The sequence below is a fragment of the Sphingomonas sp. LR60 genome (genome assembly GCF_036855935.1).
In the GTDB taxonomy this organism is placed as follows: domain Bacteria; phylum Pseudomonadota; class Alphaproteobacteria; order Sphingomonadales; family Sphingomonadaceae; genus Sphingomonas.
On sequence record NZ_JASPFK010000001.1, the window covers coordinates 3,489,349 to 3,511,180 of the forward strand.

Genomic DNA, 21,832 nt, shown 5'->3' on the forward strand with positions numbered 1-21,832 from the left:
CCCGTCGTCGCGGCTCAGCGCGCCGCCCAGCGGATGGCGTTGGTCAGCATCCGATGGACGTTGGCATCGTCATAGACCGCCGGCTCGTGCCCCAATGCCGAATAGAAGATCCGCCCCTTGGCGCGCGGATTGACCCACGCTACCGGGTGCGCCGCGCCCATCGCCAGCTTGCCACCGACGCGGTAGCTGCTCTCGTCGACCCGCGCGAGCACGGTCATGCCGCGCGTCGCCGGGTCGTTCGAGAAGGAATACCATTCGTCCGAAAGCGGGAAGCTGCGCGCGACGCCGGCCATCACCGGATGCTGCGGCTTGTCGACGATCACGCGCGCGGTCTGGATATGATCGTCGCCGTTGGGATGGCCGATGAAGGTCGTGCCGATGATCGTGCTGTCGTACCATGGCTCCTTATGGCTGTCGTCGCCGGCGGCGTGGAGCGCGACCACCCCGCCGCCGCGCGCCACGAAGCGCTCGAAGGCCGCCAGCTGATCGGGGCTCATGAAATTGCCGCTCGCGCTGTTGAGCACGACGACCGAGAAGTGGCCGAGGTCGCGATCGTTGAAGACCGCGGCATTTTCGGTCGCGAAGCTCTTGCGGCCTAGCTGCTTGGCGATCTCGCCGAGCACTTCGTTGGAGTGCGGAATATGCTCGAAATGCCGCCAGCCATTGGTCTTGGAGACGATCAGCACCGCGCCCTTCAACCCGGCGGGCAGCGTCGGTGCGACGGTGTCGACGACCGGCGCGGGCAGATGCGGATTGTCGGGCGCCTGCGCCGCCGCCAGCATCGCAATCATCATCAGTGATTTTAGCATCATCCGTCTCCTGCCCCGCAGCCTAGCCGGTGGCCGGGCGGAGGTGAAGCGGACTTTGGTCGTGGGTGTGGCGTTGCCTTTTGGGTGCGCGCTCAGATCGGGCTGCGCAACGACCACTGACCGTCATTGCGAGCGCAGCGAAGCAATCCAGGGCATCCTGGTCCGGCTCTGGATTGCTTCGCTGCGCTCGCAATGACGGACCCTTCGCCGGTCCGGGCGGAAGCGGGCCGGCGGTAATTTCCTCAGTCGACCAGCGTGATGTTCATCGTGATCCGCTGTTCGCCATGCGCCGGCACCTCGAACACGCCGGGCTTGTCGCGATACTCGCCATCGAAGCCCTCGGGGTCGGCAATGCCGTGCCACGGCTCGACGCACACATAGGCTGCGCCAGGCTTGGTCCAGATGCCGAGCTTGGGCGTGTCGGGGAAGGCGATGTCGAGTTGCGGTGCGCCTTCGACGCCGTAGCGGACCGACTGCGACTCGACCGGCGCCCAAACCAACGCATCGTCGGTGAACAGATCGTCGGCGAGGTGCAGGACCCGCCCGTCGAGCGGCGAGGGGCGCTCGGTCGCGGCGATCGTGCCGTCGGTGGCGATCACCTTGAGCGCGCCCGGCTCGTCCTTCTCGAAGGTGATGTGGTGCGCGGCGCGGTCCTGCCCATAGGGCAGCGGCCAGGCGAAGGCGGGATGGAAGCCGAAGCTGGCCGGCAGCGGCGCGTCCGCCGGGTTGACCACCGTAACCTCGATCGCGAGCGTCGCGTCGCGCACCTCGAACGCCACCTCCAGCCGGAACGCGAACGGATAGGCGGCACGCGTCGCCTGATCGTCGGCGAGCGCGAACACTGCACGGGTCGCGCTGGTCTCGATCACCGAGAAGACGCTGCGTCGTGCGAAGCCGTGCTTGCCGATCGGATAGGACACGCCATCGACCTTGATCGCGCCGCTGGCGGTCATGCCGACCACCGGGAACAGCAACGGCGCGCGCCCTGTCCAGAAACGCGGGTCGGCATCGGTCATCAGCTCGCGCCCGGCGGCGTCGGTCAGCGACGACAGCTCCGCGCCGAGCGGATTGATCGCGGCCGTCAGCGTGCCGTTCGAGATCCGGATCCAGTCATCAGCCACGTAGTTGCGCTCCTGCTTGGCGGCGGCCGCCACCACCTTGTCGGCGATCGCCTTCAGATCGGCATCGGTGAAGCTCTTCTCGGCGGGTTGCAGCACCACCTCGACCGCGACCGACTTCTGCCCCTCGGCCACGCCGGTGCCGGTGAACACGTCGAAGACGCGGGCACGCGTGATCGCCGTCTTGTCCGCCCCCTTTACCGCGCGCACCAGCGCCTCGCTGGAGACGTCGGCGGGGACGAGGAACGCGAAGTCGCGGCGCACCGGCTGGAGCGCGGGCGGCGCATAGGCCGGGCGCATGAAGCCCGATCCGCGCTTCGCCGGGATCGCGTCGAGATACACTTCCACCGCCGCGACCTGACCGCCCAGATCAAACGCCTTCAGCACCGCCGGATGCACCGCGCCGAACGCCGCCAGCACCGTCTTCGGTCCCAGCCGCAGCGTGCCCGAGCGACCGGGGTGGAAGGCCGCGCCCGCCTCGCCCATGACCTGCAGGTTGTCGACCGGTGCGCCCGCCGCCGCCAGCAGCGCCAGCGCCTCGGCCTTCGCGTCATAGGCGTCGAACCCGGCCGCCTTGCCCTCGCGCCAGCCGCGCGCGCGGCGGTCGCCCGCCAACACCACGCCCAACGTCGCGCGCTCACCCTCGGGCAGATAGCGCCGCCCGATCTCGAACAGCCGCACGGTCTCGACACCCTGCCGCAGGTTGCGCTCGGCGGCGGACAGCAGCCCCGGCAGCAGCGACGGACGCATCACCTTCAGCTCCTCGCTGATCGGGTTCGCCAGTCGCCACGCCGCATCGCCGAACGGCGCGACCTGCTTTTCGCTGAGGAAGCTCCACGTCACCGCCTCGTCGAGCCCACGCGCCGCGGCGGCGCGGCGGATGCGACGCTCGATGCGCTGCTCGGGCGTGGCGGTCGGACGCGCAACGCCCGGGGTGCGCGGCAGCGGCACGGGGGCGACCTTGTCGATCCCCTCGATGCGGATCACTTCCTCGACCAGATCGGCGGTGCCGTCGATATCGCGCCGCCACGTCGGGGGCGTGACGTTCCATTGGTCATCGACCCCGAAGCCGAGCGATTCGAGGATCGCACGCTGCCGCTCCGGCGCGACCGCGAGGCCGCCGAGCGTCTCCGCGCGCGCCGGGTCATAGGCATAGTGGCGCGTACCGAGCGGCGGCTCGCCCGCGCGCGTCACGCCGCTGGCCTTGCCGCCGCAATATTCGAGCACGAGGAAGGTCGCGATTGCCAGCCCATCGTCGAGGAACGCCGGGTCGACGCCACGCTCGAACCGCTGCCGCGCGTCGCTGGTCAGCGCCAGTTTCTGCCCGGTCCGCGCGATCGCCTCGGGAGTGAAGTACGCACATTCGATCACGACGTCCGTGGTCGCGTAAGACACGCCCGAATGCGCGCCGCCCATGATCCCGCCGATATCGTGGACCGCGACGTCGTCGGCGATCACCGTCATCCCTGCGGACAGCGTATAGGTCTTGCCGTTGAGCGCCTCGACCGTCTCGCCATCGCGCGCCTGACGCGCGACCAGCCCGCCCGACAGCTTCGCCTTGTCATAGACGTGCAATGGGCGGCCGAGATCGACGGTCAGGTAATTGGTGATGTCGACCAGCGCCGAGATCGGCTTCTGCCCGATCGCGCGCAGCCGCTTGGTCATCCACTCGGGCGCGGCGTCGTTGCTGAGGCTGCGCACTTCCTGCGCGAAGAACGCCGGGCAGCCCGCCGCATCCTCGATCCGCACGTCGGGGCCAGCGCCCTCGCCCGCCACCTCGGGCACGATCGGCGCGACCAAGGTGCCGAGCCCCGCCGCCGCCAGATCGCGCGCGATGCCGTGGACGCCCATGCAATCCTGCTTGTTCGGCGTCACCGACACTTCGATCACCGGATCGCCGAGCCCCGCGTAATCGGCGAACGCGGTGCCGACCGGCGCGTCCTCGGGCAGTTCGATGATCCCGTCGTGATCCTCGCCCAGCTCCAGCTCGCGGGTCGAGCACATCATGCCGTTCGACTCGACGCCGCGGATCGCGGCGACCTTCAGCACCATGCCGTTCGCCGGCACCGCCGCACCCGGCTTGCCGAACACACCGACCAGCCCGGCCCGCGCGTTGGGCGCGCCGCACACCACCTGCAACGGACCGTCGCCGGCATCCACCGACAGCACCTGCAACTTGTCGGCCTGCGGGTGGCGCTCGGCGGTCAGCACGCGCGCGACGGTGAAGCCGTCCAGCTTGGCGGCGGGGTCGGTGACGCCCTCCACCTCCAGCCCGATGTTGGTGAGCGCGACCAGGATCTCGTCGAGCGACGCGGTCGTGTCGAGATGGTCCTTGAGCCAGGAGAGGGTGAATTTCATTTTCGTTCCCGTCGCTCCTGCGCAGGCAGGAGGCTAAATATCGTTGCTGAGACGACGATCAGGCCGGCGTACCGACGCCGCCCGACAAGGTCGGCACGTCCAGCGCGCTGAATCCATAATGTTTCAGCCAGCGGATATCGCCGTCGAAGAAAGCGCGCAGGTCGTCCATGCCATATTTCAGCATCGCCAGCCGGTCGATGCCGCAGCCGAACGCGAACCCCTGCCACTCCTCGGGATCGAGCCCGCACGCTTCGATCACCTTCGGGTGGACCATGCCGCTTCCCAGCACTTCCATCCAGCCTTCCGACCCGCCGATCACGCGCTTGCCCTTGACGACCGAATAGCCGACGTCGACCTCCGCCGACGGCTCGGTGAACGGGAAATAGCTCGGGCGCAGCCGCAGCACGATATCGTCGCGCTCGAAGAACGCCTTGAGGAACGTCTCGAGCGTCCATTTCAGGTGGCCGAGCGTGATCCCCTTGTCGATCACCAGCCCCTCGACCTGATGGAACATCGGCGTGTGCGTCGCGTCGCTGTCGGAGCGATAGGTGCGCCCCGGCGCGATGATGCGGATCGGCGGCTTGTTCGCTAGCATCGTACGGATCTGCACCGGCGACGTGTGCGTGCGGAGAACACGCGGCGTCTCGCGATCGTTCGGGTCGCTGTCCTCACGCCCGGCCAGATAGAAGGTGTCGTGCATCGCGCGCGCCGGATGCGTCTCCGGGATGTTGAGCGCGCCGAAATTGTGCCAGTCGGTCTCCATCTCCGGTCCGCTCGCCACCGCGAAGCCGAGGTCCGCGAAGATTTCCGCCAATTCGTCCATCACCTGGCTGACCGGATGCACCGTCCCCGCCAGCGGCGCGTCGGCGGGCAGCGTCATGTCGAGCGCTTCGCTGGCGAGCTGCGCGTCGAGCGCGACCTGCTCGAGATGGCTCTTGCGCGCCGCGATCGCGTTCGTCACCGCCTCGCGCAGCCCGTGGATCGCGGGGCCGCGCGTCTGGCGTTCCTCCGGCGAGAGCGCGCCCATCGTCTTGAGCAGCTGCGTGACGCGCCCCTGCTTGCCCAAGGCGTCGACCCGCACCGCCTCCAGCGCATCGAGCGAAGCGGAGGCGTCGATCGCGACCAGCATGTGCGTCTGGAGGTCGTCGGTGTCGGTCATCGTGTTATCCGTCATGCGCGCTGTCCAAGCCGATGCGTGCGGCCAAGTCCAGCCATTGCGGGTTCGTTTCCTCGATCAGCCGCAGCTTCCAGTCGCGATTCCATCTCTTCCGCTGCTTTTCGCGGCGGATGGCGGCTTCCATGGTGTCGGCTGTTTCGTACCAGACGAGGCGGGTGACGTGGTAGCGGTGGGTGAAGCCCTCGAAGGTGCCGTCGCGGTGCTGGATCAGCCGCGCGAGCAGGTTCGAGGTGACGCCGACGTAGAGTGTGCCGTGCGGGCGACTGGCGAGGATGTAGACGCACGGTTGCCGCTACCCCTCGTCATTCCCGCGCAGGCGGGAATCCAGAACGCATGTCGCTGCGCTTCTATCGCCAGACCTGCGCGTCTGGATCCCCGCCTCCGCGGGGATGACGGGTCGGGTGAGGACGGTGAAGGACACCGCATGACCGTCGCGCCGCACTTCGTGACCCGCTCCCATCATTCCCGCGCAGGCGGGAATCCAGAACCCATGTCGTTGCGCTTCTATCGACAAACCTGCGCGTCTGGACCCCCGCCTCCGCGGGGATGACGGAAGTGGGTCGCTCGGCCCCCACATACGAAATAGGGCGCCGGTGTTGCCACCGACGCCCCGCATCTCGTTCTCGCGTCAGATCGCCTCAGGCGGCCTGCGGGAGAGCCGCCTTCGCCTGCGCGATGATGGCGGCGAACGCCTCACCTTCGTGCATCGCGATGTCGGCCAGGACCTTCCGGTCCAGTTCGACGCCCGCCAGCTTCAGGCCGTGCATGAACTGCGAATAGGTCAGACCCTCGGCGCGGACGCCGGCGTTGATGCGCTGGATCCACAGGCCACGGAACGTGCGCTTCTTAACCTTACGGTCGCGATAAGCGTACTGGCCGGCCTTTTCGACCGCCTGACGGGCGACGCGGATCGTGTTCTTGCGACGACCGCGATAGCCCTTGGCCTGTTCCAGGATGTTCTTGTGCTTGGCGCGAGTGGTTACGCCCCGCTTGACGCGTGCCATATCTTATTCCTTCTCGCTCAGCTGAGACCGTAGGGCGCCCAGGCCTTCACCGCGGCGGTGTCGGCCTTCGACAGCACCTTGGTGCGGCGATTCTGGCGGATGTACTTGGCGTTGTGGCTCATCAGGCGGTGGCGCTTGCCAGCGACGCCATGCTTCAGAAGGCCGGTGGCCGTCAGCTTGAAGCGCTTTTTCACGCCACTCTTGGTCTTGAGCTTGGGCATTTTCATCCTTTCTGCTGCGCGATTCGACTGAGACGGCCGCGGCAGCCCTCGTTGGCCGGGCCGTCCGTATCCGCCGATCGCTCGGAAGCGGGCCGCATAGCGACATGCCGCCCGGAAAGCAACCGCCGGGCAACGCGCCCGCAGGGAACCCGCGCCACGATCTCGCGATTGTACCGCAATGGCAACGACCGCACCCGCGCCGCAGACCAAAAAGCGTTGGCGGCGCGTCGCGCGCAACGTCGCGATCGGGCTGCTCGCGACGATCGCCGCGGTCTGGCTGGTGCTGTTCATCACCAAGGGCCGGTTCCTGAAAGGAACGTTCGAGCGCGTCGTCGGCGGCCTGACCAACCGGCAAGTGACGGTGGGCGGCGACTTCCAGCTCTATTTCGCGCCGCTCAAGATCAAATTCTATGCCGAGAAGCTGGCGATCGCCAATCCGACCTGGGCGACGCGGCCCTATCTGTTCTCCGCCGACCGGATCGATACGCGGATCGCGCCGCTGTCGCTGCTGTTCGGCAAGCGCCGGCTCTACTGGCTCGACCTGACCAACGGCGCGATCGACTTCGAATGGACGAAGGCGCACGACCACAATAGCTGGACGTTCAGCGAGAAGAAGGGCGGCAAGCCGCTCGACCTGCCGCGCATCGACCGGGCGACCGTCACCGGCACGCAGGTCCGCTATCTCGATCCGCGACTGCAATTGCTCGCCGACGTGAAGCTCGACACGATCCGTTCGACCGATGCGCGGATCGGCCAGGCGGTTGGGCTCGATGGCGGCGGTCGGCTGCGCGGGACGCCGTTCACGGTCGTCGCGCGGTTGCTGTCGCCCGACGCCACGGTCGCGCGCGGCAAGAACGAGCTGGTGATGCGCGCGCGCGCCGCCGGGAACGTCATCGACGTCGCAGGCACGCTGCCGAGCATCGCGGCGTTCGAGGACGTGCCGCTGGCAGTGCAGGCGCGCGGGCGCAATCTCGCGACGCTGCTCGACATCATCGGCGTGGCGATCCCGAACACGCGCACCTACCGGCTGCGCGCGCAACTGGTGCAGAGCGGGCCGGAGTATCGCTTCACTCATCTGCGCGGGACGTTCGGCGACAGCGACGTGCGCGGACGGCTGACGATCGCCAATTGCGAGCGGCTGCACCTCGATCTCGGAGCTGACCACGCGCCAGCTCGACATCGTCGATGCCGCGCCGTTCATCGGCTATAATCCCGACATCGTCGCAGAGAAGGGCGCGATCGCCGCCGCCGCTACGACCGGCGCCGCGCCCGCGCGAATCCTGCCCGATGCCGCGCTGCCGATCGCCACGATGCAGCGCTTCGATGCCGATCTGAAATGGCATGTCGACCGCGTCCGCTCGAAGCGGCTGCCGATCGCCGATATCGACATGGTGCTCGATCTGGAGCGCGGGCGGCTGGCGCTGTCGCCGCTGACCATGACGATGGCGCGCGGCAAGCTTGCGACCGACACCGTCTTCGACACGCGGCAGCGGCCGAGCGCGGTCAGCTATGACGTGCGGCTCGCCCCTACCCCGCTTGGGCAGTTGCTCGCGGGCTATGGCGTCGCCGAATCGGGAACGACGGGTACGATCCGCGGGCGCATCCAGCTCAAGGGCCGTGGCGATACGGTCCACGATTCGCTCTCTACCGCCAACGGGCGGATCGCCTTCGTCATCCCGAACGGCAGCCTGTGGACGCGCAACGTCCAGCTCGCGGAGATCGACCTCGGCGTCTTCATCCAGAAGATGTTCGAGCAGGAGTTGAAAGAGCCGGTGCGGATCAATTGCGGGCTGGTCGCCTTCACCGTTCGCAACGGCGTCGCCGCGACCGATCCGATCCTGATCGACACCAAGAAGAACGTGATCCTCGGCAACGGCGGCTTCAGCTTCAAGAGCGAGGCGCTCGACCTCGCCTTCCGCGCCGATGCCAAGAAGTTCAGCCTGTTCTCCGGCCAGTCGCCGGTCGGCGTCAGCGGCTATTTCGCGTCGCCGTCGCTCAACGTGATTTCGCCGCAACTGGTGGCGCGTGCCGGGGCGGGGCTGGGGCTCGCGATCGTCGCCACCCCGGTCGCCGCGTTGCTGGCGTTCGTCGATCCGGGCGACGCCAAGGCGGCGCAATGCGGCCCGGTGCTTGCCGCCAAGCCCGCCGCCGCGCAGCGCGACTCGAACGGCAAGCCGCGCAAGGATGTCGGCGACGGCAAGGTCGAAGGGCAGAAGCGCAAGAAATTCCTGGGCATCTTCTGAGGTGCACGCCTTCGCCGCCCTGCTCGACGCGCTGATCTACACCCGGTCGCGCAACGCCAAGTTGAAGCTGATCGGCGATTATCTGCGCGAGACGCCGGACCCCGACCGCGGCTGGGCGATGGCGGCGCTGACCGGCGAGTTGGACCTGCCCGGGGTCAAGCCGGCGGTGATCCGCGCATTGGTCGAGTCGCGGGTCGATCCGGTGCTGTTCCGGATGAGCCGCGACTATGTCGGCGACACGGCCGAGACGGTCTCGTTGCTGTGGCCGGAGCCCGATCACCCGCCCGAGAGCGGCGAACCGCTGACGGTCGCGAACGTCGTCGACCGGCTCGCGCATCTGTCGCGCTCCGATGCGCCCGCCGCGCTGGCGACGATGCTCGACCGCCTCGATGCCGAGGAGCGTTTCGCGCTGCTCAAGATGGCGACCGGTGGCTTGCGCGTCGGCGTGTCGTCGCGGCTGGCGAAGCAGGCGCTGGCGGATGCGTTCGGGCTCGACGTCGAGGCGGTCGAGGAAGTGTGGCATGGGCTGGAGCCCCCTACCCCACGCTCTTCGCCTGGGCGGAGGGCACCGGCGTGCAGCCCACCGCCGCCGACGTGCCGGTCTTCCGACCGTTCATGCTCGCACATCCGCTCGACGATCTGCGCGTCGACCTCGCCGATTACGCCGCGGAGTGGAAGTGGGACGGCATCCGCGTCCAGCTCGTGCATGTCGCGGGCGAAACGCGGCTCTACAGCCGCACCGGCGACGATGTGACGCGCGCCTTCCCCGATGTCGCCGCCGCCTTCGCAACGAATGGCGTGGTCGACGGCGAGTTGATGGTACGCGGCGACTTCCAGGGCGGCGAAGCCGGCAGTTTCAACGCGTTGCAACAACGGCTCGGGCGCAAGGTCGTGTCGGCGAAGATGCTGGCGGAGGCGCCCGCGTTCGTGCGGCTCTACGACATATTGTTCGACGGCACCGAGGATCTGCGCGCGCTGCCGTGGACCGAACGGCGCGTGCGGCTGGAGACGTTCGCCGCGCGGCTCGACCCCGAACGGTTCGATCTCAGCCGCGTGATCGAAGCGGAGGACTTCACCGCGCTCGAAGGCATCCGTGCCGGCGCGCGCGACGCGGCGATCGAGGGCATGATGCTCAAGCGCCGTGACGCGCCGTACGTCGCGGGGCGGCGCACCGGGCTGTGGTACAAATGGAAGCGCGATCCGCTGACCGCGGATTGCGTGATGATGTACGCGCAGCGCGGCAACGGCCGGCGATCGAGCTGGTACAGCGATTACACCTTCGGCTGCTGGACGGAAGAAGGCGAACTGCTGCCGGTCGGCAAAGCCTATCAGGGGATCACCGACCAGGAGATCGCGCAACTCGACCGCTTCGTGCGCCAGCACACGCTCAACCGGTTCGGCCCGGTCCGCGAGGTCGAGAAGACATTGGTGCTGGAGATCGCGTTCGATTCGATCCACGAATCGAAGCGGCACAAGTCCGGGCTGGCGATGCGCTTTCCGCGGATCGTGCGGATCAGGACCGACAAGCCCGCGGCGGAGGCGGATACGCTGGTGGGGCTGAAGAAGTTGGTGACCTGACACTCTCCGTCATTCCCGCGGAGGCGGGAATGACGGAGAGGAGCGCAATCTCCGAGGGACTGTCCCCCGCCCCCGCTTCTGGCAAAGCGCGCCACCATGAGCTTCAACACCTTCGGCCGCGTGTTCCGTTTCACCACCTGGGGCGAGAGCCACGGCCCGGCGCTTGGCGCGGTGGTCGACGGGTGTCCGCCGGGGATCGCGCTGACCGAGGCCGACATCCAGCCGTGGCTCGACCGCCGCCGCCCCGGCCAGTCGCGCTTCACCACGCAGCGGCAGGAGCCCGATCAGGTCCGTATCCTCTCGGGCGTATTCGAGGGGCGGACTACCGGCACGCCGATCAGCCTGATGATCGAGAATGTCGACCAGCGTTCGAAGGACTATTCCGACATCGCCCAGGCGTATCGCCCGGGTCATGCCGATTATGCCTATGACGCCAAATACGGCTTCCGCGACTATCGCGGCGGCGGGCGCTCGTCGGCGCGTGAAACCGCGGCGCGGGTCGCGGCGGGCGCGGTGGCCCGCGCGGTGGTGCCGCAGGTGCGCGTCCGTGCGTGGGTCGAGGCGATCGGCGGCGACGCGATCGACTATGCCGCGTTCGACGATGCGCAGATCGACGCCAATCCGTTCTTCTGCCCCGATGCCGGTGCCGCAGCGCGCTGGGAGGCGAAGATGGACGCCGCGCGCAAGGCCGGCTCGTCGCTGGGCGCAGTGATCGCGTGCGAGGCGAGCGGGGTCCCGGCGGGCTGGGGCGCGCCGCTCTATGCCAAGCTCGACAGCGAACTCGCCGCCGCCTGCATGTCGATCAACGCGGTCAAGGGCGTCGAGATCGGCGACGGCTTCGCGGCGGCCGCGCTGTCGGGTGAGCAGAACGCGGATCCGATGCGCCCCGGTGCGGACGGCACGCCCGACTTCCTCGCCAACCATGCCGGCGGGATCGCGGGCGGGATCGCGACCGGGCAGCCGGTGCGCGTGCGCGTCGCGTTCAAGCCGACCAGCTCGATCCTCACGCCCGTCCCCAGCATCACCCGTGACGGCACCGCGACCGAGGTGATGACCAAGGGCCGCCATGACCCGTGCGTCGGGATCCGCGGCGTGCCGGTGGTAGAGGCGATGGTCGCCTTGGTGCTGGCCGATCAGGCGTTGCTCCACCGCGCGCAATGCGGCACCCGTTAGGCAGTACGCGCCGATTGTCAGGAACGTTCGGCGTTCGCGCATCGTTGACGAACCATTCCATATAAAAGGAGAGGTTCGATGCGTACTTATATCGCGATGACCGCCGCTGCCCTGTTGCTTCCCGCCGCCGCCATGGCGCAGACGACTGGCGCCGGGGGCACGATGGGCCAGGCCGGTGGATCGATGGGCGGCACGATGCAGCCCGGCGGAACGATCGGTGGCACGCCGGGGCAGCCCGGTGGCACGATGGGCGGTTCCACGATGGGCGGCTCCACGATGGACCCGATGACCAGCACGCCGCAGACCAGCATGCCGAGCACGTCGACCGATCGTACCACGACTACGAAGCGCTCGTCGCGTCGCGCCCGCGGCACCACGACGACCGGACCGGACGCGGTGACCAACTCGCGCACCACGATGGGCCAGCCGCAGCAGGGGCAGCCGACCGAGGCGACGAACACGCCGCCGGACCAGCTGCCGCAGGGTGGTGCAGCAGGCACCGCGACCCAGCCGGGGCCGCGCAACTAAGCGTCTAGCAACCGCTATCTAATCGTCACCCCGGGCTCGACCCGGGGCCCCGTTCCTTCTCGACCGAGAAAGCGGGGCCTCGGATCAAGTCCGGGGCGACGTGTTTCAGAGTTTTATCCAGCTGGCTTGAAGCAACCCCATCTGTACCCCGGCGAAAGCCGGGGCCCAGTTGGGAGATCCTAAGAGATGAAGCGCGACGCACATCAGTACGGTCCACCAGCTGGGTCCCGGCTTTCGCCGGGGTGACGCGTCAGCTTGAATGGATCACGCCGCTCAATCCGCGAACGGATCCCGCACCAGGATCGTGTCCGCCCGTTCCGGGCTCGTCGACACCAGCGCCACCGGGCAGCGGATCAATTCCTCGACACGGCGGATGTACTTGATCGCCTGTGCGGGCAGGTCGGCCCAACTCCGCGCGCCGGCGGTCGATTCCTGCCAGCCCGGCATCGTCTCGTAAACCGGCTCGACCAGCGCCTGATCGGCGGCATGGGCCGGATAATAATCGATCACCTCGTCGCGCAGGCGATAGCCGGTGCAGATCTTCACTTCCTCGAACCCGTCGAGGACGTCGATCTTGGTGAGCGCGATGCCGGTTATCCCGCCGACCGCCGCCGATTGCCGCACCAGCACTGCGTCGAACCAGCCGCAGCGGCGCTTGCGCCCGGTGACGGTACCGAACTCATGCCCGCGCGTGCCCAGCCGCTCGCCCGTCGCGTCGTCCAGCTCGGTCGGGAACGGCCCGGAGCCGACGCGCGTGGTGTACGCCTTGGCGATTCCCAGCACGAAGCCGACCGCCGCCGGCCCCAGCCCCGAACCGCCCGCGGCACTTCCCGCGATCGTGTTCGACGAGGTGACGAACGGATAGGTGCCATGGTCGATGTCGAGCAGCACGCCCTGCGCGCCCTCGAACAGGATGCGCTTGCCGGCTTCCTTGGCGATGTTCAGGTCGCGCCACACCGGACGCGCGAATTGCAGGACGAAGCCGGCGATGTCGCGCAGTTCGGCGACCAGTGCATCGCGGTCGATCGGCGGCTCGCCGAAACCGGCGCGCAGCGCGTCATGGTGCGCGGTCAGCCGGTCGAGCTGCGGCCCGAGATCGTCGAGATGCGCCAGATCGCAGACGCGGATCGCGCGGCGACCGACCTTGTCCTCATACGCCGGGCCGATCCCGCGCCGCGTCGTGCCGATCTTGCCCGCGCCGCTGGCATCTTCGCGCAGCCCGTCGAGATCGCGGTGGAACGGCAGGATCAGCGCGCAATTGTCGGCGATGCGCAGCGTCTCGGGCGTGGCGGTGACGCCCTGCGCCGCCAACCGCTCGATCTCCGCCTTCAGCGCCCAGGGGTCGAGCACCACGCCATTGCCGATCACCGACGGCGTGCCGCGCACGATCCCCGACGGCAGCAACGACAGCTTGTACACGTTCTCGCCGACTACCAGCGTATGCCCGGCATTGTGCCCGCCCTGGAAACGGACGACCATGTCGGCGCGCTCCGCCAGCCAGTCGACGATCTTGCCCTTGCCCTCGTCGCCCCATTGCGCGCCGATGACTGCCACATTTGCCATGGATGCGATTCCTCGCCTGCCGCTGCGAACCCGCGCGCCCTTCGACAGGACTCGGCACGCGGGCGGTTCAGGAATGTCGGGGGCGCGGGTAGCGGGCGGGTGGGAGCGGGTCAACCTGCCGATTGACGCCGACGCCCGGTACGCGGCAGACCGTGCAATGGGGAGCACACATCATGATCAGGGGATACGCGACGGCATTCGCTCTCGCGCTGGCGGCGACGCCGGCGGCGGCGAAGGAGATCAAGGTCGGACAACCCGCACCGCCGGTCGAACTGACGCTGGTCGACGGCACGAAGACGACACTGGCCGACCACAAGGGTGAAGTGATCATCCTCAATTTCTGGGCGACCTGGTGCGTGCCGTGCCGGCAGGAGCTGCCGCTGCTCGATGCCTATTACCGGCGGTTGCAGGCACATGGGCTGCGCGTCTTCGCGATCACCACCGAAGGGTCGCTGCCGCTCTACAAGATGAAGCCGCTCTTCGCGGCGCTGGCGATCCCCTCGGTGCGGCACGTGAAAGGCATCCCGGTCGAGATGACCGCGGTGCCGACCAATTACATCATCGATCGTGCCGGAGTAGTCCGCTACGGGCGCGCCGGGTCGTTCGATCTGGACGATCTCAACCGCGAGCTTATCCCGCTGCTCAACGAACGCCCGGCCGGCTGACCGCGTCAGCGCACGTCGACGTCGACCACCACGCGCCGCACGCGCCCTTCGGAGGTCGCGTTCTGCAACACGACCTTGTCATGGCCGTGGAAGTCGGCTGCGGGGGTGTAGAAGGCCTGCACCCCGTCGACCTTCTGCTTGTCGCAGATGACGCGCGGGTTCGGCGCGACGAAGTTCGGATAGACCTTGTCGTACGAAATATCGACGACGCCGTGATGCGGCGTGTCGACGACCTGTGTGGTCATCGTGCCCGCGGACGAGCAATCCGGGTTGGTCAGCGTCGCGAACCACAGCCGGATCTTCTCGCCCGGCATCGCCGCCTTGGAAATATGCAGATCGGCAAAGCCCTTGGTCGGGCCGCGATCGACGCGGCGGACGACATAGGTCTGCGCGCTCGCCACCGTACCAAGTGCAAATGATGAAAGTACAATGAAAGAAATCGACGCCTTCAGGATCATGATGACGACCTCCGACATAAGTCGCCATCAAGTCTATTCGGGCCACGGCGCAGCGTAAATGTCGCTGCCCCACATTACCGACATTTCATCTTACAGCGCGCGTGCTTCCCCACGGTCGAGCACATGCGTGCATAGCTGTGCCTTGGGCGTGTCCCCCGCCTCCAGCGCGGCGACCGTCACCCAGCCCTGCGCGCGCCACCGCGCCGCGTCGGCGACAGGCGTGCCGAGCGGCACGAACAACCGGCGGCGATCATGGACCGGCGGATCGCCGAGCAGCCGGTCGGCGAACAGCGAGAAGCCGCTCGCCGCCTCCTCCGCGCCACCCTCATGCATGACCGTATAGGTGCCGCCGCGCCCGATCTCGACGCTCGATCCGCCGCCGAACAGCGAGAAGCCGAGCCAGGTCTGATATTCGAAGCCGTGGCGCTCGGTCGGGTCGAGCGTCATCGCGACGCGCCCGTCCAGCCCGGCGGCGATCGCGGTCAGCCCGTCGATCCGCGACGCCAGCACCCCGTCACGATCGAACGCTCGCAGCCGCTCGACCGCGTGCGCGAACGGCCCGGCGGCGGCGATCAGCGGCAGGTAATCGGGCGCGATCGCCGCCACCCCGGCCGCATCCTTGGCGTCGAGCCGTTGGCGCAAGTCGTCGAGCCTGTCGGCCGCTACCGGCAACGGCCCGGCGGCCAGCGTATCGACCAGATCGGGGAGCGTGAAGTCGATCGACGGGCGCGCGACCTCGGCGGCCGCAAGCGCGTCGATTGCGACGGTAACGACTTCCTGTGCGGCGGCGACCGAATCGAGCCCGAACAGTTCCGCCCCGATCTGCCGCGTCTCGCGCGCGGGCGACAATTGACTGGCGCGCAGCTTCAGCACCGATCCGGCGTAGCTGAGCCGCACTGGCCGCGGGTGATGCCCCATCCGCGTCGCCGCAATCCGTGCGACCTGCGCCGTCAGGTCGGGCCGGATCGCCAGCGTCCGCTGCGACACCGGATCGACGAAGCGCACTGCATCGTGGAGCGCTCCGGCCTTCAGCCGCGTCCCCAGCGCTTCGGCGAATTCTGCGAGCGGCGGGTCGACGCGCTCATAGCCATGCGCGTGGATCGCCGCCAGCACGCGCGATTCGATCGCGGCGGCGGCATCGGCGAACGGCGGCAGGCGGTCGCGAAGACCCTCGGGCAAAAGCGCGGTCATGATTGGTCATCCGATAGCCCTCTTCCCGGCGGGGAGAGGGTTGGGTGAGGGCCGCCGCGAGCGCAACGCTGATCTGGTGCAGAACGCCATCCATGTTCGTCATGATGTCGGCATTGGCGAAGCGGAGCACGCGGTAACCCATGTTCATCAGCGCTGTTGTACGTCGGTCGTCGCGGGATTGGTCGGTGTGGGTGTCGCCGTCAACCTCGATGATCAGCCGCGCGCTGCGGGCGCAGAGATCGGCGATGTACGGGCCGACCGGGACTTGGCGGGTGAACTTGGTGTTCTGGCAGCGGCGGCCGCGGAGAGCGAGCCAGAGGCGCGTTTCGGGCTCGGTCATCTCCCGGCGCATTCTTCGCGCGCGGTCGAGGAGAAGGGGGTCGGTTTGCATCGGCGCGCACCATCTTGAATGGCATCGTGCGCGGCAACCCCTCACCCAACCCTCTCCCCAAAGGGGGAGAGGGCTAAGAAGGTTCAAAAGCCCTCTCCCCTCTGGGGAGAGGGTTGGGTGAGGGGCCGGTGTCTCACCGAGACCGCCCCCCCCATCACATCAGAACGACAGCCCCATCGCCGTCTTCACCCCCGGCAACGCCTTGACCTTCGCCAGCAGCTCCGCGTCCACCACCTCGTCGACCGACAGCAGCAGCACCGCCTCGCCACCGGCCTCACGCCGCCCGAGGTGGAACGTCCCGATGTTGACGCCCGCCTCGCCCAGCAGCGTCCCGATGCGGCCGATGAAGCCCGGCGCATCCTCGTTGACGACATACAGCATCGCGCCCGTCAGATCGGCCTCGACCTTGATCCCGAACAGCTCGACCAGCCGCGGCGCGCTGTCGCCGAACAGCGTCCCCGCCACCGACCGCTCGCCATCGGCGGTGCGGACCGCGACGCGCAGCAGCGTGTGGTAATCGCCCTCGCGCTCGGTACGGATCTCGCGCACTTCCATGCCGCGGTCGCGCGCCAGCACCGGCGCGTTGACCATGTTCACCGTGTCGGTCTGCTGGCGCAGGAAGCCGGTCAGCACCGCGCTGGTCAATGGCTTCGGATTGAGGTCCGCCGCCGCACCCTCGCGGTGGATCGATACACGATCGATCGCACCGGTCGCGAGCTGACCGACCAGCGAGCCGAGCTTTTCGGCCAATCCCATGTACGGCCGCAGCTTCGGCGCTTCCTCGGCCGACAGGCTGGGGACGTTGAGCGCGTTGGTGACGCCGCCGGACACCAGATAGTCCGCCATCTGCTCGGCGACCTGAATCGCGACATTGACCTGCGCCTCGGTGGTCGACGCACCGAGGTGCGGGGTCGAGACGAAGTTCGGCGTGCCGAACAGCGGGCTTTCCTTGGCCGGCTCGGTCACGAACACGTCGAGCGCCGCGCCCGCGATATGACCCGAATCGAGCCCTGCTTTCAGCGCCACTTCGTCGATCAGCCCGCCGCGCGCGCAATTGACGATCCGCACGCCCTTCTTGGTCTTGGCGAGGTTCTCGGCCGACAGGATGTTGCGGGTCTGGTCGGTCAACGGCGTGTGCAGCGTGATGAAGTCGGCGCGCGCCAGCAGTTCGTCGAGCGTCACCTTGGTCACGCCCAGCTCGACCGCGCGTTCTTCGGTCAGGAACGGGTCGAACGCGACCACCTTCATCTTCAGCCCCAGCGCGCGGTCAGCGACGATCGAACCGATGTTGCCGGCGCCGATCAGGCCCAGCGTCTTGGCGGTCATCTCGACCCCCATGAAGCGGTTCTTCTCCCACTTGCCCGCCTGCGTCGAGGCATCCGCCTCCGGCAACTGGCGTGCGAGCGCGAACATCAGCGCGATGGCATGTTCGGCGGTGGTGATCGAATTGCCAAACGGGGTGTTCATCACGACCACGCCCTTGGCGCTGGCGGCGGGGATGTCGACATTGTCGACGCCGATCCCGGCGCGGCCGACCACCTTCAGGTTGGTAGCGTGTTCGAGAATATCCTTGGTGACCTTGGTCGAGCTGCGGATCGCGAGGCCGTCATACTGGCCGATGATCGCCTTCAGCTCGTCGGGGGTCTTGCCGGTGATCTCGTCTACCTCGACCCCGCGTTCGCGGAAGATCTCGGCAGCGCGCGGGTCCATCTTGTCGGAAATCAGTACCTTGGGCATGTTCATTCCCTTCCGGAAACGGCCGTCATCCCCGCGGAGGCGGGGATCCAGAACCTCTGACGTTGCGGTTCTATCGACGACCTGCGTGTTCGGATTCCCGCCTGCGCGGGAATGACGAAGTTAAGGATCAGCCCGCCTTCGCGGTCGCATAGGCCCAATCGAGCCACGGCCCGAGCGCCTCGATATCGGCGGTGTCGACGGTCGCGCCGCACCAGATGCGCAGCCCCGCCGGCGCATCGCGGTAACCCGCGACGTCATAGGCGGCATCTTCCTTCTCGAGCAGCGCGGCGAATCTCTTGATGAACGCCTCGTCAGCGCCTGCGACGGTCAGGCACACGCTGGTCTTCGACCGCGACGCCTCATCAACCGCCAGATGCCCCAGCCAGTCGCGATCCGCGACGAGCTTGTCGAGCGCAGCGGCATTGGCGTCGGAGCGCGCGATCAGTCCCCCCTTGCCCAGTCCCTTGGCCCATTGCAGCGCCCAGATCGCATCTTCGACGGCCAGCATCGACGGGGTGTTGATCGTCTCGCCCTTGAACACGCCCTCGGCGAGCTTGCCCTTGGAGACGAGGCGGAACACCTTCGGCAACGGCCAGGCCGGCGTATAGCTTTCCAGCCGCTCAACCGCGCGCGGGCCGAGGATCAGCACGCCATGCGCGCCCTCGCCGCCCAGCACCTTCTGCCAGCTGAACGTCGCGACGTCGATCTTGTCCCACGGCAGGTCGTAAGCGAACACGCCCGAGGTCGCGTCGGCGAAGCTCAGCCCCTCGCGATCGTCGGGGATGAAGTCGCCGTTGGGCACGCGCACGCCGCTGGTGGTGCCGTTCCAGGTGAACAGCACGTCGTTCGACCAGTCGATCTGCTGCAGGTCGGGCAGCTGGCCGTAATCGGCGCGGATTACGGTCGGATCGATCTTCAGCTGCTTGACCGCGTCGGTCACCCAGCCCTCGCCGAAGCTTTCCCATGCGAGCGCGGTGACGGGACGCGCGCCGAGCATCGTCCACATCGCCATCTCGAACGCGCCGGTGTCGGAGCCGGGGACGATGCCGATGCGATGGGTGTCGGGCAGGTTCAGCAATTCGCGCATCAGGTCGATGCAATATTGCAGCCGCTGTTTGCCGAGCTTCGAGCGGTGCGAACGTCCGAGAACATCGGTCGCGAGCTTGGCGGGATCATAGCCGGGAGGCTTGGCGCACGGTCCGGACGAGAAATGCGGACGCGCCGGCTTGGTGGAAGGCTTCGTCGGCGCAAGGGTGGCGTCGGCGGCAGTCGAATCAGTCATGTCTGTCTCTCCTTACAGAGAGCACGCGCGGCGTTGGGACCGCGTGGCCCGTCGACGGCCCTAGCGACGCGCCCGCGATCTGGCAACATGGATTGCTCGGATCGTCGCACCGCCGAGTCCCTTCGTCACCGCGGGCTTGTTCCGGGGTCCACCGTACCGCAAGTCAAAACGATGTGGGGCGAGCGGATGGGTGGATGCCGGAACAGGTCCGGCATGACGATCGCGGTGGCGCTCGCGCTCGCCGGCTGCGGGCGTACCGAACGCCCGGCTGCCCCCACACAACGCGCGCGGGTCGAGCTGCCCTCGGCGCGCGAGACGCGGCAGTGCTTCGCCGATCTGCGCGCGCTCGGCGTCGATTTCCAGCCGCTGCCCGACAAGGATTTTGGCGGCGGGTGCGGCCTGACCGGGACGGTCAAGCTGCTCGACATCGGGGTGCCGACCGCGAACCTCGGCGCCGTGCGCTGCGGCGCGGCGCGCGCCTATGCCGCCTGGGCACGCAACGGCGTCGCCCCCGCCGCCTATCAGATCCTCGGATCGGAATTGTCGCGCGTCGTCAGCATGGGCAGCTACGCCTGCCGCAACACCGTCGGCACCAGCGGCCCGGCGCGCCGCTCCGGCCACGCCATCGCCAATGCGATCGACATCGGCGCGTTCGAGCTGAAGGACGGGCGCCGCATCTCGATCCTGCGCGACTGGAACTCGACTGACCCGGCGGTGCGGCAATTCCTGAAGGTCGTCCACACCTCGGCGTGTCGGCGCTTCGGAACGGTGCTGTCGCCCGACTATAACGCCGTGCACCGCGATCACCTGCATCTGGAAGACGATAACGCGCGCTTCTGCCGCTGAGCTTGCGAGTGTCACAGTGGCATTCTATCTCACGATAAATGAGTGATACCCGAGTACCGAGCCGCGTCTTTCCGCGTGCCAAGCAGGATGCCGAGGTCGCCAAGACCAACGTCTCCACCCCGCAGACCGAGAGCCCGGCCTACCGCCTCGCCTTCCAGGACATGGACTTCCTGCTGCGCGAGGATCTCCGTCCGGTCCGCTTCCAGCTCGAACTGCTCAAGACGCAACTGATCTTCGAGGAAGCGCATATCGGTTCGACCTTCGTCTTCTACGGATCGGCGCGCATTCCGGAGCCGGCGAAGGCGCAGGCGCTGCTCGATCTCGCCACCGACGAGAAGAGCCGCAAGATCGCACAGCGGCTGATCGACAAGAGCAAATATTACGACATGGCACGCGAGCTGGCGCAGCTCTGCTCGAACTTCCCGCGCGACGAGGCCGGCAAGCGGCACTTCGTGGTCTGCTCGGGCGGCGGTCCGTCGATCATGGAGGCCGCCAATCGCGGCGCCGCGGACGTCCACGCCGAATCGATCGGGCTCAACATCGTCCTGCCGCATGAGCAGGCCCCCAATCCGTACGTGACTCCGGCGCTGTCGACGCAATTCCACTATTTCGCGCTGCGTAAGATGCACTTCCTGCTCCACGCGCGCGCGCTGGCGGCGTTCCCGGGCGGGTTCGGCACCTTCGACGAGCTGTTTGAGCTGTTGACCTTGATCCAGACCGGCAAGGTCGAGCCGATCCCGGTGCTGCTGTTCGGGCGCGAGTTCTGGCAGCGCGTGATCAATTTCGACGCGCTGGTCGAGGAAGGCGTCGTATCGGAGCGGGACCTCGGCATCTTCCACTATGTCGAGAGCGCGGCGGAAGGCTGGGCAGTGGTCCAGCAATTCTACCGCGATCGCCAAGCCGCGCGCGAGGCTGCGGGGAAGTAGACCGACGAAGCCGTCTGCCCGGATTTGATCCGGGCGACGCTTTCATCCGGTCGTCATTCCCGCACAGGCGGGAATCCAGAACCTCTGGCGCCTGCGCCTCCATCGACAAACCTGCGCGTTTGGATTCCCGCCTGCGCGGGAATGACAATGACGCGCACGCAGCCGCTCACCTACGCCGCCGCCGCGGGTTCGGGCACGATCTCGGCCTTCTCGCGTTGCGGGAGCGGCGGCATTCCCAGCCGGCGGATGTCGATCGCGGTCAGGCGATTGAGCACGACCGTACCCATGCGACGGTCGCGCGTTTCGATCAGCACGCCGCCATCGATCAGCCGCAGCATTGGCCAGTCCACCACGCGCGCCCGCACGCGCGCGCCGCGTACGACGATCAGCGCGAGCCGGCCGGTCGCGTCGATCGTCAGCGCGGCACGGCCATCGTCGCCGATCACGGCATCATAGGCCGCGAAGGTCGGCATCGCCTCCGCCGCGGCGGCGATCGCGTCCTCGACGGTGTGTATCGACCGCGCCGCACGTCCAAAGCCGAACAGCCCCCCCAGCCGCATCTGC

General features: G+C 67.9%; 18 protein-coding genes and 3 pseudogenes. 7 read left to right on the top strand and 14 right to left on the bottom strand.

The window, feature by feature from the left end; genetic code table 11:
- Positions 1 to 14: 14 nt before the first annotated feature.
- The 7 genes and pseudogenes from QP166_RS16590 to rpmI form a co-directional block, all read right to left on the bottom strand.
- Complete coding sequence (locus QP166_RS16590; protein WP_333916910.1) at positions 15 to 809, bottom strand: ThuA domain-containing protein; 795 nt, start codon at positions 807 to 809, stop codon at positions 15 to 17.
- Between the two features lie 242 nt (positions 810 to 1,051).
- Positions 1,052 to 1,930: an aldose 1-epimerase family protein gene (locus QP166_RS16595; RefSeq protein ID WP_333916911.1), complete on the bottom strand. Its 879-nt coding sequence runs from the start codon at positions 1,928 to 1,930 to the stop codon at positions 1,052 to 1,054.
- A pseudogene (gene pheT, locus QP166_RS16600) lies at positions 1,923 to 4,285 on the bottom strand (phenylalanine--tRNA ligase subunit beta). Before pheT ends, QP166_RS16595 begins: the two are co-directional and overlap by 8 nt.
- Positions 4,286 to 4,343: 58 nt before the next feature.
- Positions 4,344 to 5,444 (bottom strand): phenylalanine--tRNA ligase subunit alpha, encoded by a 1,101-nt coding sequence (gene pheS / locus QP166_RS16605; RefSeq protein WP_333916912.1) that lies wholly within the window; start codon positions 5,442 to 5,444, stop codon positions 4,344 to 4,346.
- 4 nt (positions 5,445 to 5,448) lie between these two features.
- Positions 5,449 to 5,736 carry a GIY-YIG nuclease family protein gene (locus QP166_RS16610; protein ID WP_333917369.1) on the bottom strand — a complete coding sequence of 96 codons (288 nt, stop codon included), beginning with the start codon at positions 5,734 to 5,736 and terminating at the stop codon, positions 5,449 to 5,451.
- 364 nt (positions 5,737 to 6,100) lie between these two features.
- Positions 6,101 to 6,466, bottom strand: coding sequence for a 50S ribosomal protein L20 (rplT, locus tag QP166_RS16615; protein ID WP_159753934.1), 366 nt, complete (start codon positions 6,464 to 6,466; stop codon positions 6,101 to 6,103).
- A 17-nt stretch (positions 6,467 to 6,483) separates the two neighbouring features.
- Entirely contained in the window at positions 6,484 to 6,687 is a 204-nt protein-coding gene (gene rpmI, locus QP166_RS16620; RefSeq protein ID WP_028967242.1) for a 50S ribosomal protein L35, read from the bottom strand.
- Between the two features lie 178 nt (positions 6,688 to 6,865).
- Between rpmI and QP166_RS19065 the strand changes: the two are divergent.
- From QP166_RS19065 to QP166_RS16645, 4 genes and pseudogenes are all read left to right on the top strand, one after another.
- Positions 6,866 to 8,930: pseudogene (locus QP166_RS19065) on the top strand (AsmA family protein).
- 1 nt (position 8,931) lies between these two features.
- A pseudogene (locus QP166_RS16635) lies at positions 8,932 to 10,508 on the top strand (cisplatin damage response ATP-dependent DNA ligase).
- Between the two features lie 96 nt (positions 10,509 to 10,604).
- Positions 10,605 to 11,681 carry a chorismate synthase gene (aroC, locus tag QP166_RS16640; protein WP_333916914.1) on the top strand — a complete coding sequence of 359 codons (1,077 nt, stop codon included), beginning with the start codon at positions 10,605 to 10,607 and terminating at the stop codon, positions 11,679 to 11,681.
- Between the two features lie 78 nt (positions 11,682 to 11,759).
- A complete protein-coding gene (locus QP166_RS16645; protein ID WP_333916915.1) occupies positions 11,760 to 12,209 on the top strand; it encodes a hypothetical protein in 450 nt (149 codons plus the stop codon).
- A gap of 273 nt (positions 12,210 to 12,482) precedes the next feature.
- Here the strand turns inward: QP166_RS16645 and QP166_RS16650 are convergent, their stop codons facing one another.
- Positions 12,483 to 13,772 (bottom strand): adenylosuccinate synthase, encoded by a 1,290-nt coding sequence (locus QP166_RS16650; protein WP_333916916.1) that lies wholly within the window; start codon positions 13,770 to 13,772, stop codon positions 12,483 to 12,485.
- A 173-nt stretch (positions 13,773 to 13,945) separates the two neighbouring features.
- On the opposite strand from QP166_RS16650, the gene QP166_RS16655 reads away from it, so the two are divergent.
- Positions 13,946 to 14,437, top strand: coding sequence for a TlpA family protein disulfide reductase (locus tag QP166_RS16655; RefSeq protein ID WP_333916917.1), 492 nt, complete (start codon positions 13,946 to 13,948; stop codon positions 14,435 to 14,437).
- Positions 14,438 to 14,442: 5 nt separating this feature from the next.
- Here the strand turns inward: QP166_RS16655 and QP166_RS16660 are convergent, their stop codons facing one another.
- From QP166_RS16660 to QP166_RS16680, 5 genes are all read right to left on the bottom strand, one after another.
- Entirely contained in the window at positions 14,443 to 14,838 is a 396-nt protein-coding gene (locus tag QP166_RS16660) for a hypothetical protein (protein WP_333916918.1), read from the bottom strand.
- Between the two features lie 147 nt (positions 14,839 to 14,985).
- Positions 14,986 to 16,086, bottom strand: coding sequence for an ATP phosphoribosyltransferase regulatory subunit (locus QP166_RS16665; RefSeq protein WP_333916919.1), 1,101 nt, complete (start codon positions 16,084 to 16,086; stop codon positions 14,986 to 14,988).
- The gene (locus tag QP166_RS16670) at positions 15,977 to 16,477 is read right to left on the bottom strand and encodes an endonuclease domain-containing protein (protein WP_333916920.1); all 501 of its coding nucleotides are present in this window, start codon (positions 16,475 to 16,477) and stop codon (positions 15,977 to 15,979) included. Before QP166_RS16670 ends, QP166_RS16665 begins: the two co-directional genes overlap by 110 nt.
- A 159-nt stretch (positions 16,478 to 16,636) precedes the next feature.
- Positions 16,637 to 18,214, bottom strand: a complete 1,578-nt coding sequence (serA, locus tag QP166_RS16675) for a phosphoglycerate dehydrogenase (RefSeq protein WP_333916921.1) — start codon at positions 18,212 to 18,214, stop codon at positions 16,637 to 16,639.
- A 127-nt stretch (positions 18,215 to 18,341) separates the two neighbouring features.
- Positions 18,342 to 19,496: a phosphoserine transaminase gene (locus QP166_RS16680; RefSeq protein ID WP_333916922.1), complete on the bottom strand. Its 1,155-nt coding sequence runs from the start codon at positions 19,494 to 19,496 to the stop codon at positions 18,342 to 18,344.
- Between the two features lie 213 nt (positions 19,497 to 19,709).
- Between QP166_RS16680 and QP166_RS16685 the strand changes: the two genes are divergently transcribed.
- On the top strand, positions 19,710 to 20,342 hold the full coding sequence (locus QP166_RS16685) for an extensin family protein (protein ID WP_333916923.1): 633 nt from the start codon (positions 19,710 to 19,712) through the stop codon (positions 20,340 to 20,342).
- Positions 20,343 to 20,380: 38 nt separating this feature from the next.
- Complete coding sequence (locus tag QP166_RS16690; RefSeq protein ID WP_333916924.1) at positions 20,381 to 21,268, top strand: LOG family protein; 888 nt, start codon at positions 20,381 to 20,383, stop codon at positions 21,266 to 21,268.
- A gap of 170 nt (positions 21,269 to 21,438) precedes the next feature.
- Here QP166_RS16690 and QP166_RS16695 read toward each other — a convergent pair whose 3' ends face one another.
- A complete protein-coding gene (locus QP166_RS16695) occupies positions 21,439 to 21,828 on the bottom strand; it encodes a hypothetical protein (RefSeq protein ID WP_333916925.1) in 390 nt (129 codons plus the stop codon).
- Positions 21,829 to 21,832 lie beyond the last annotated feature (4 nt).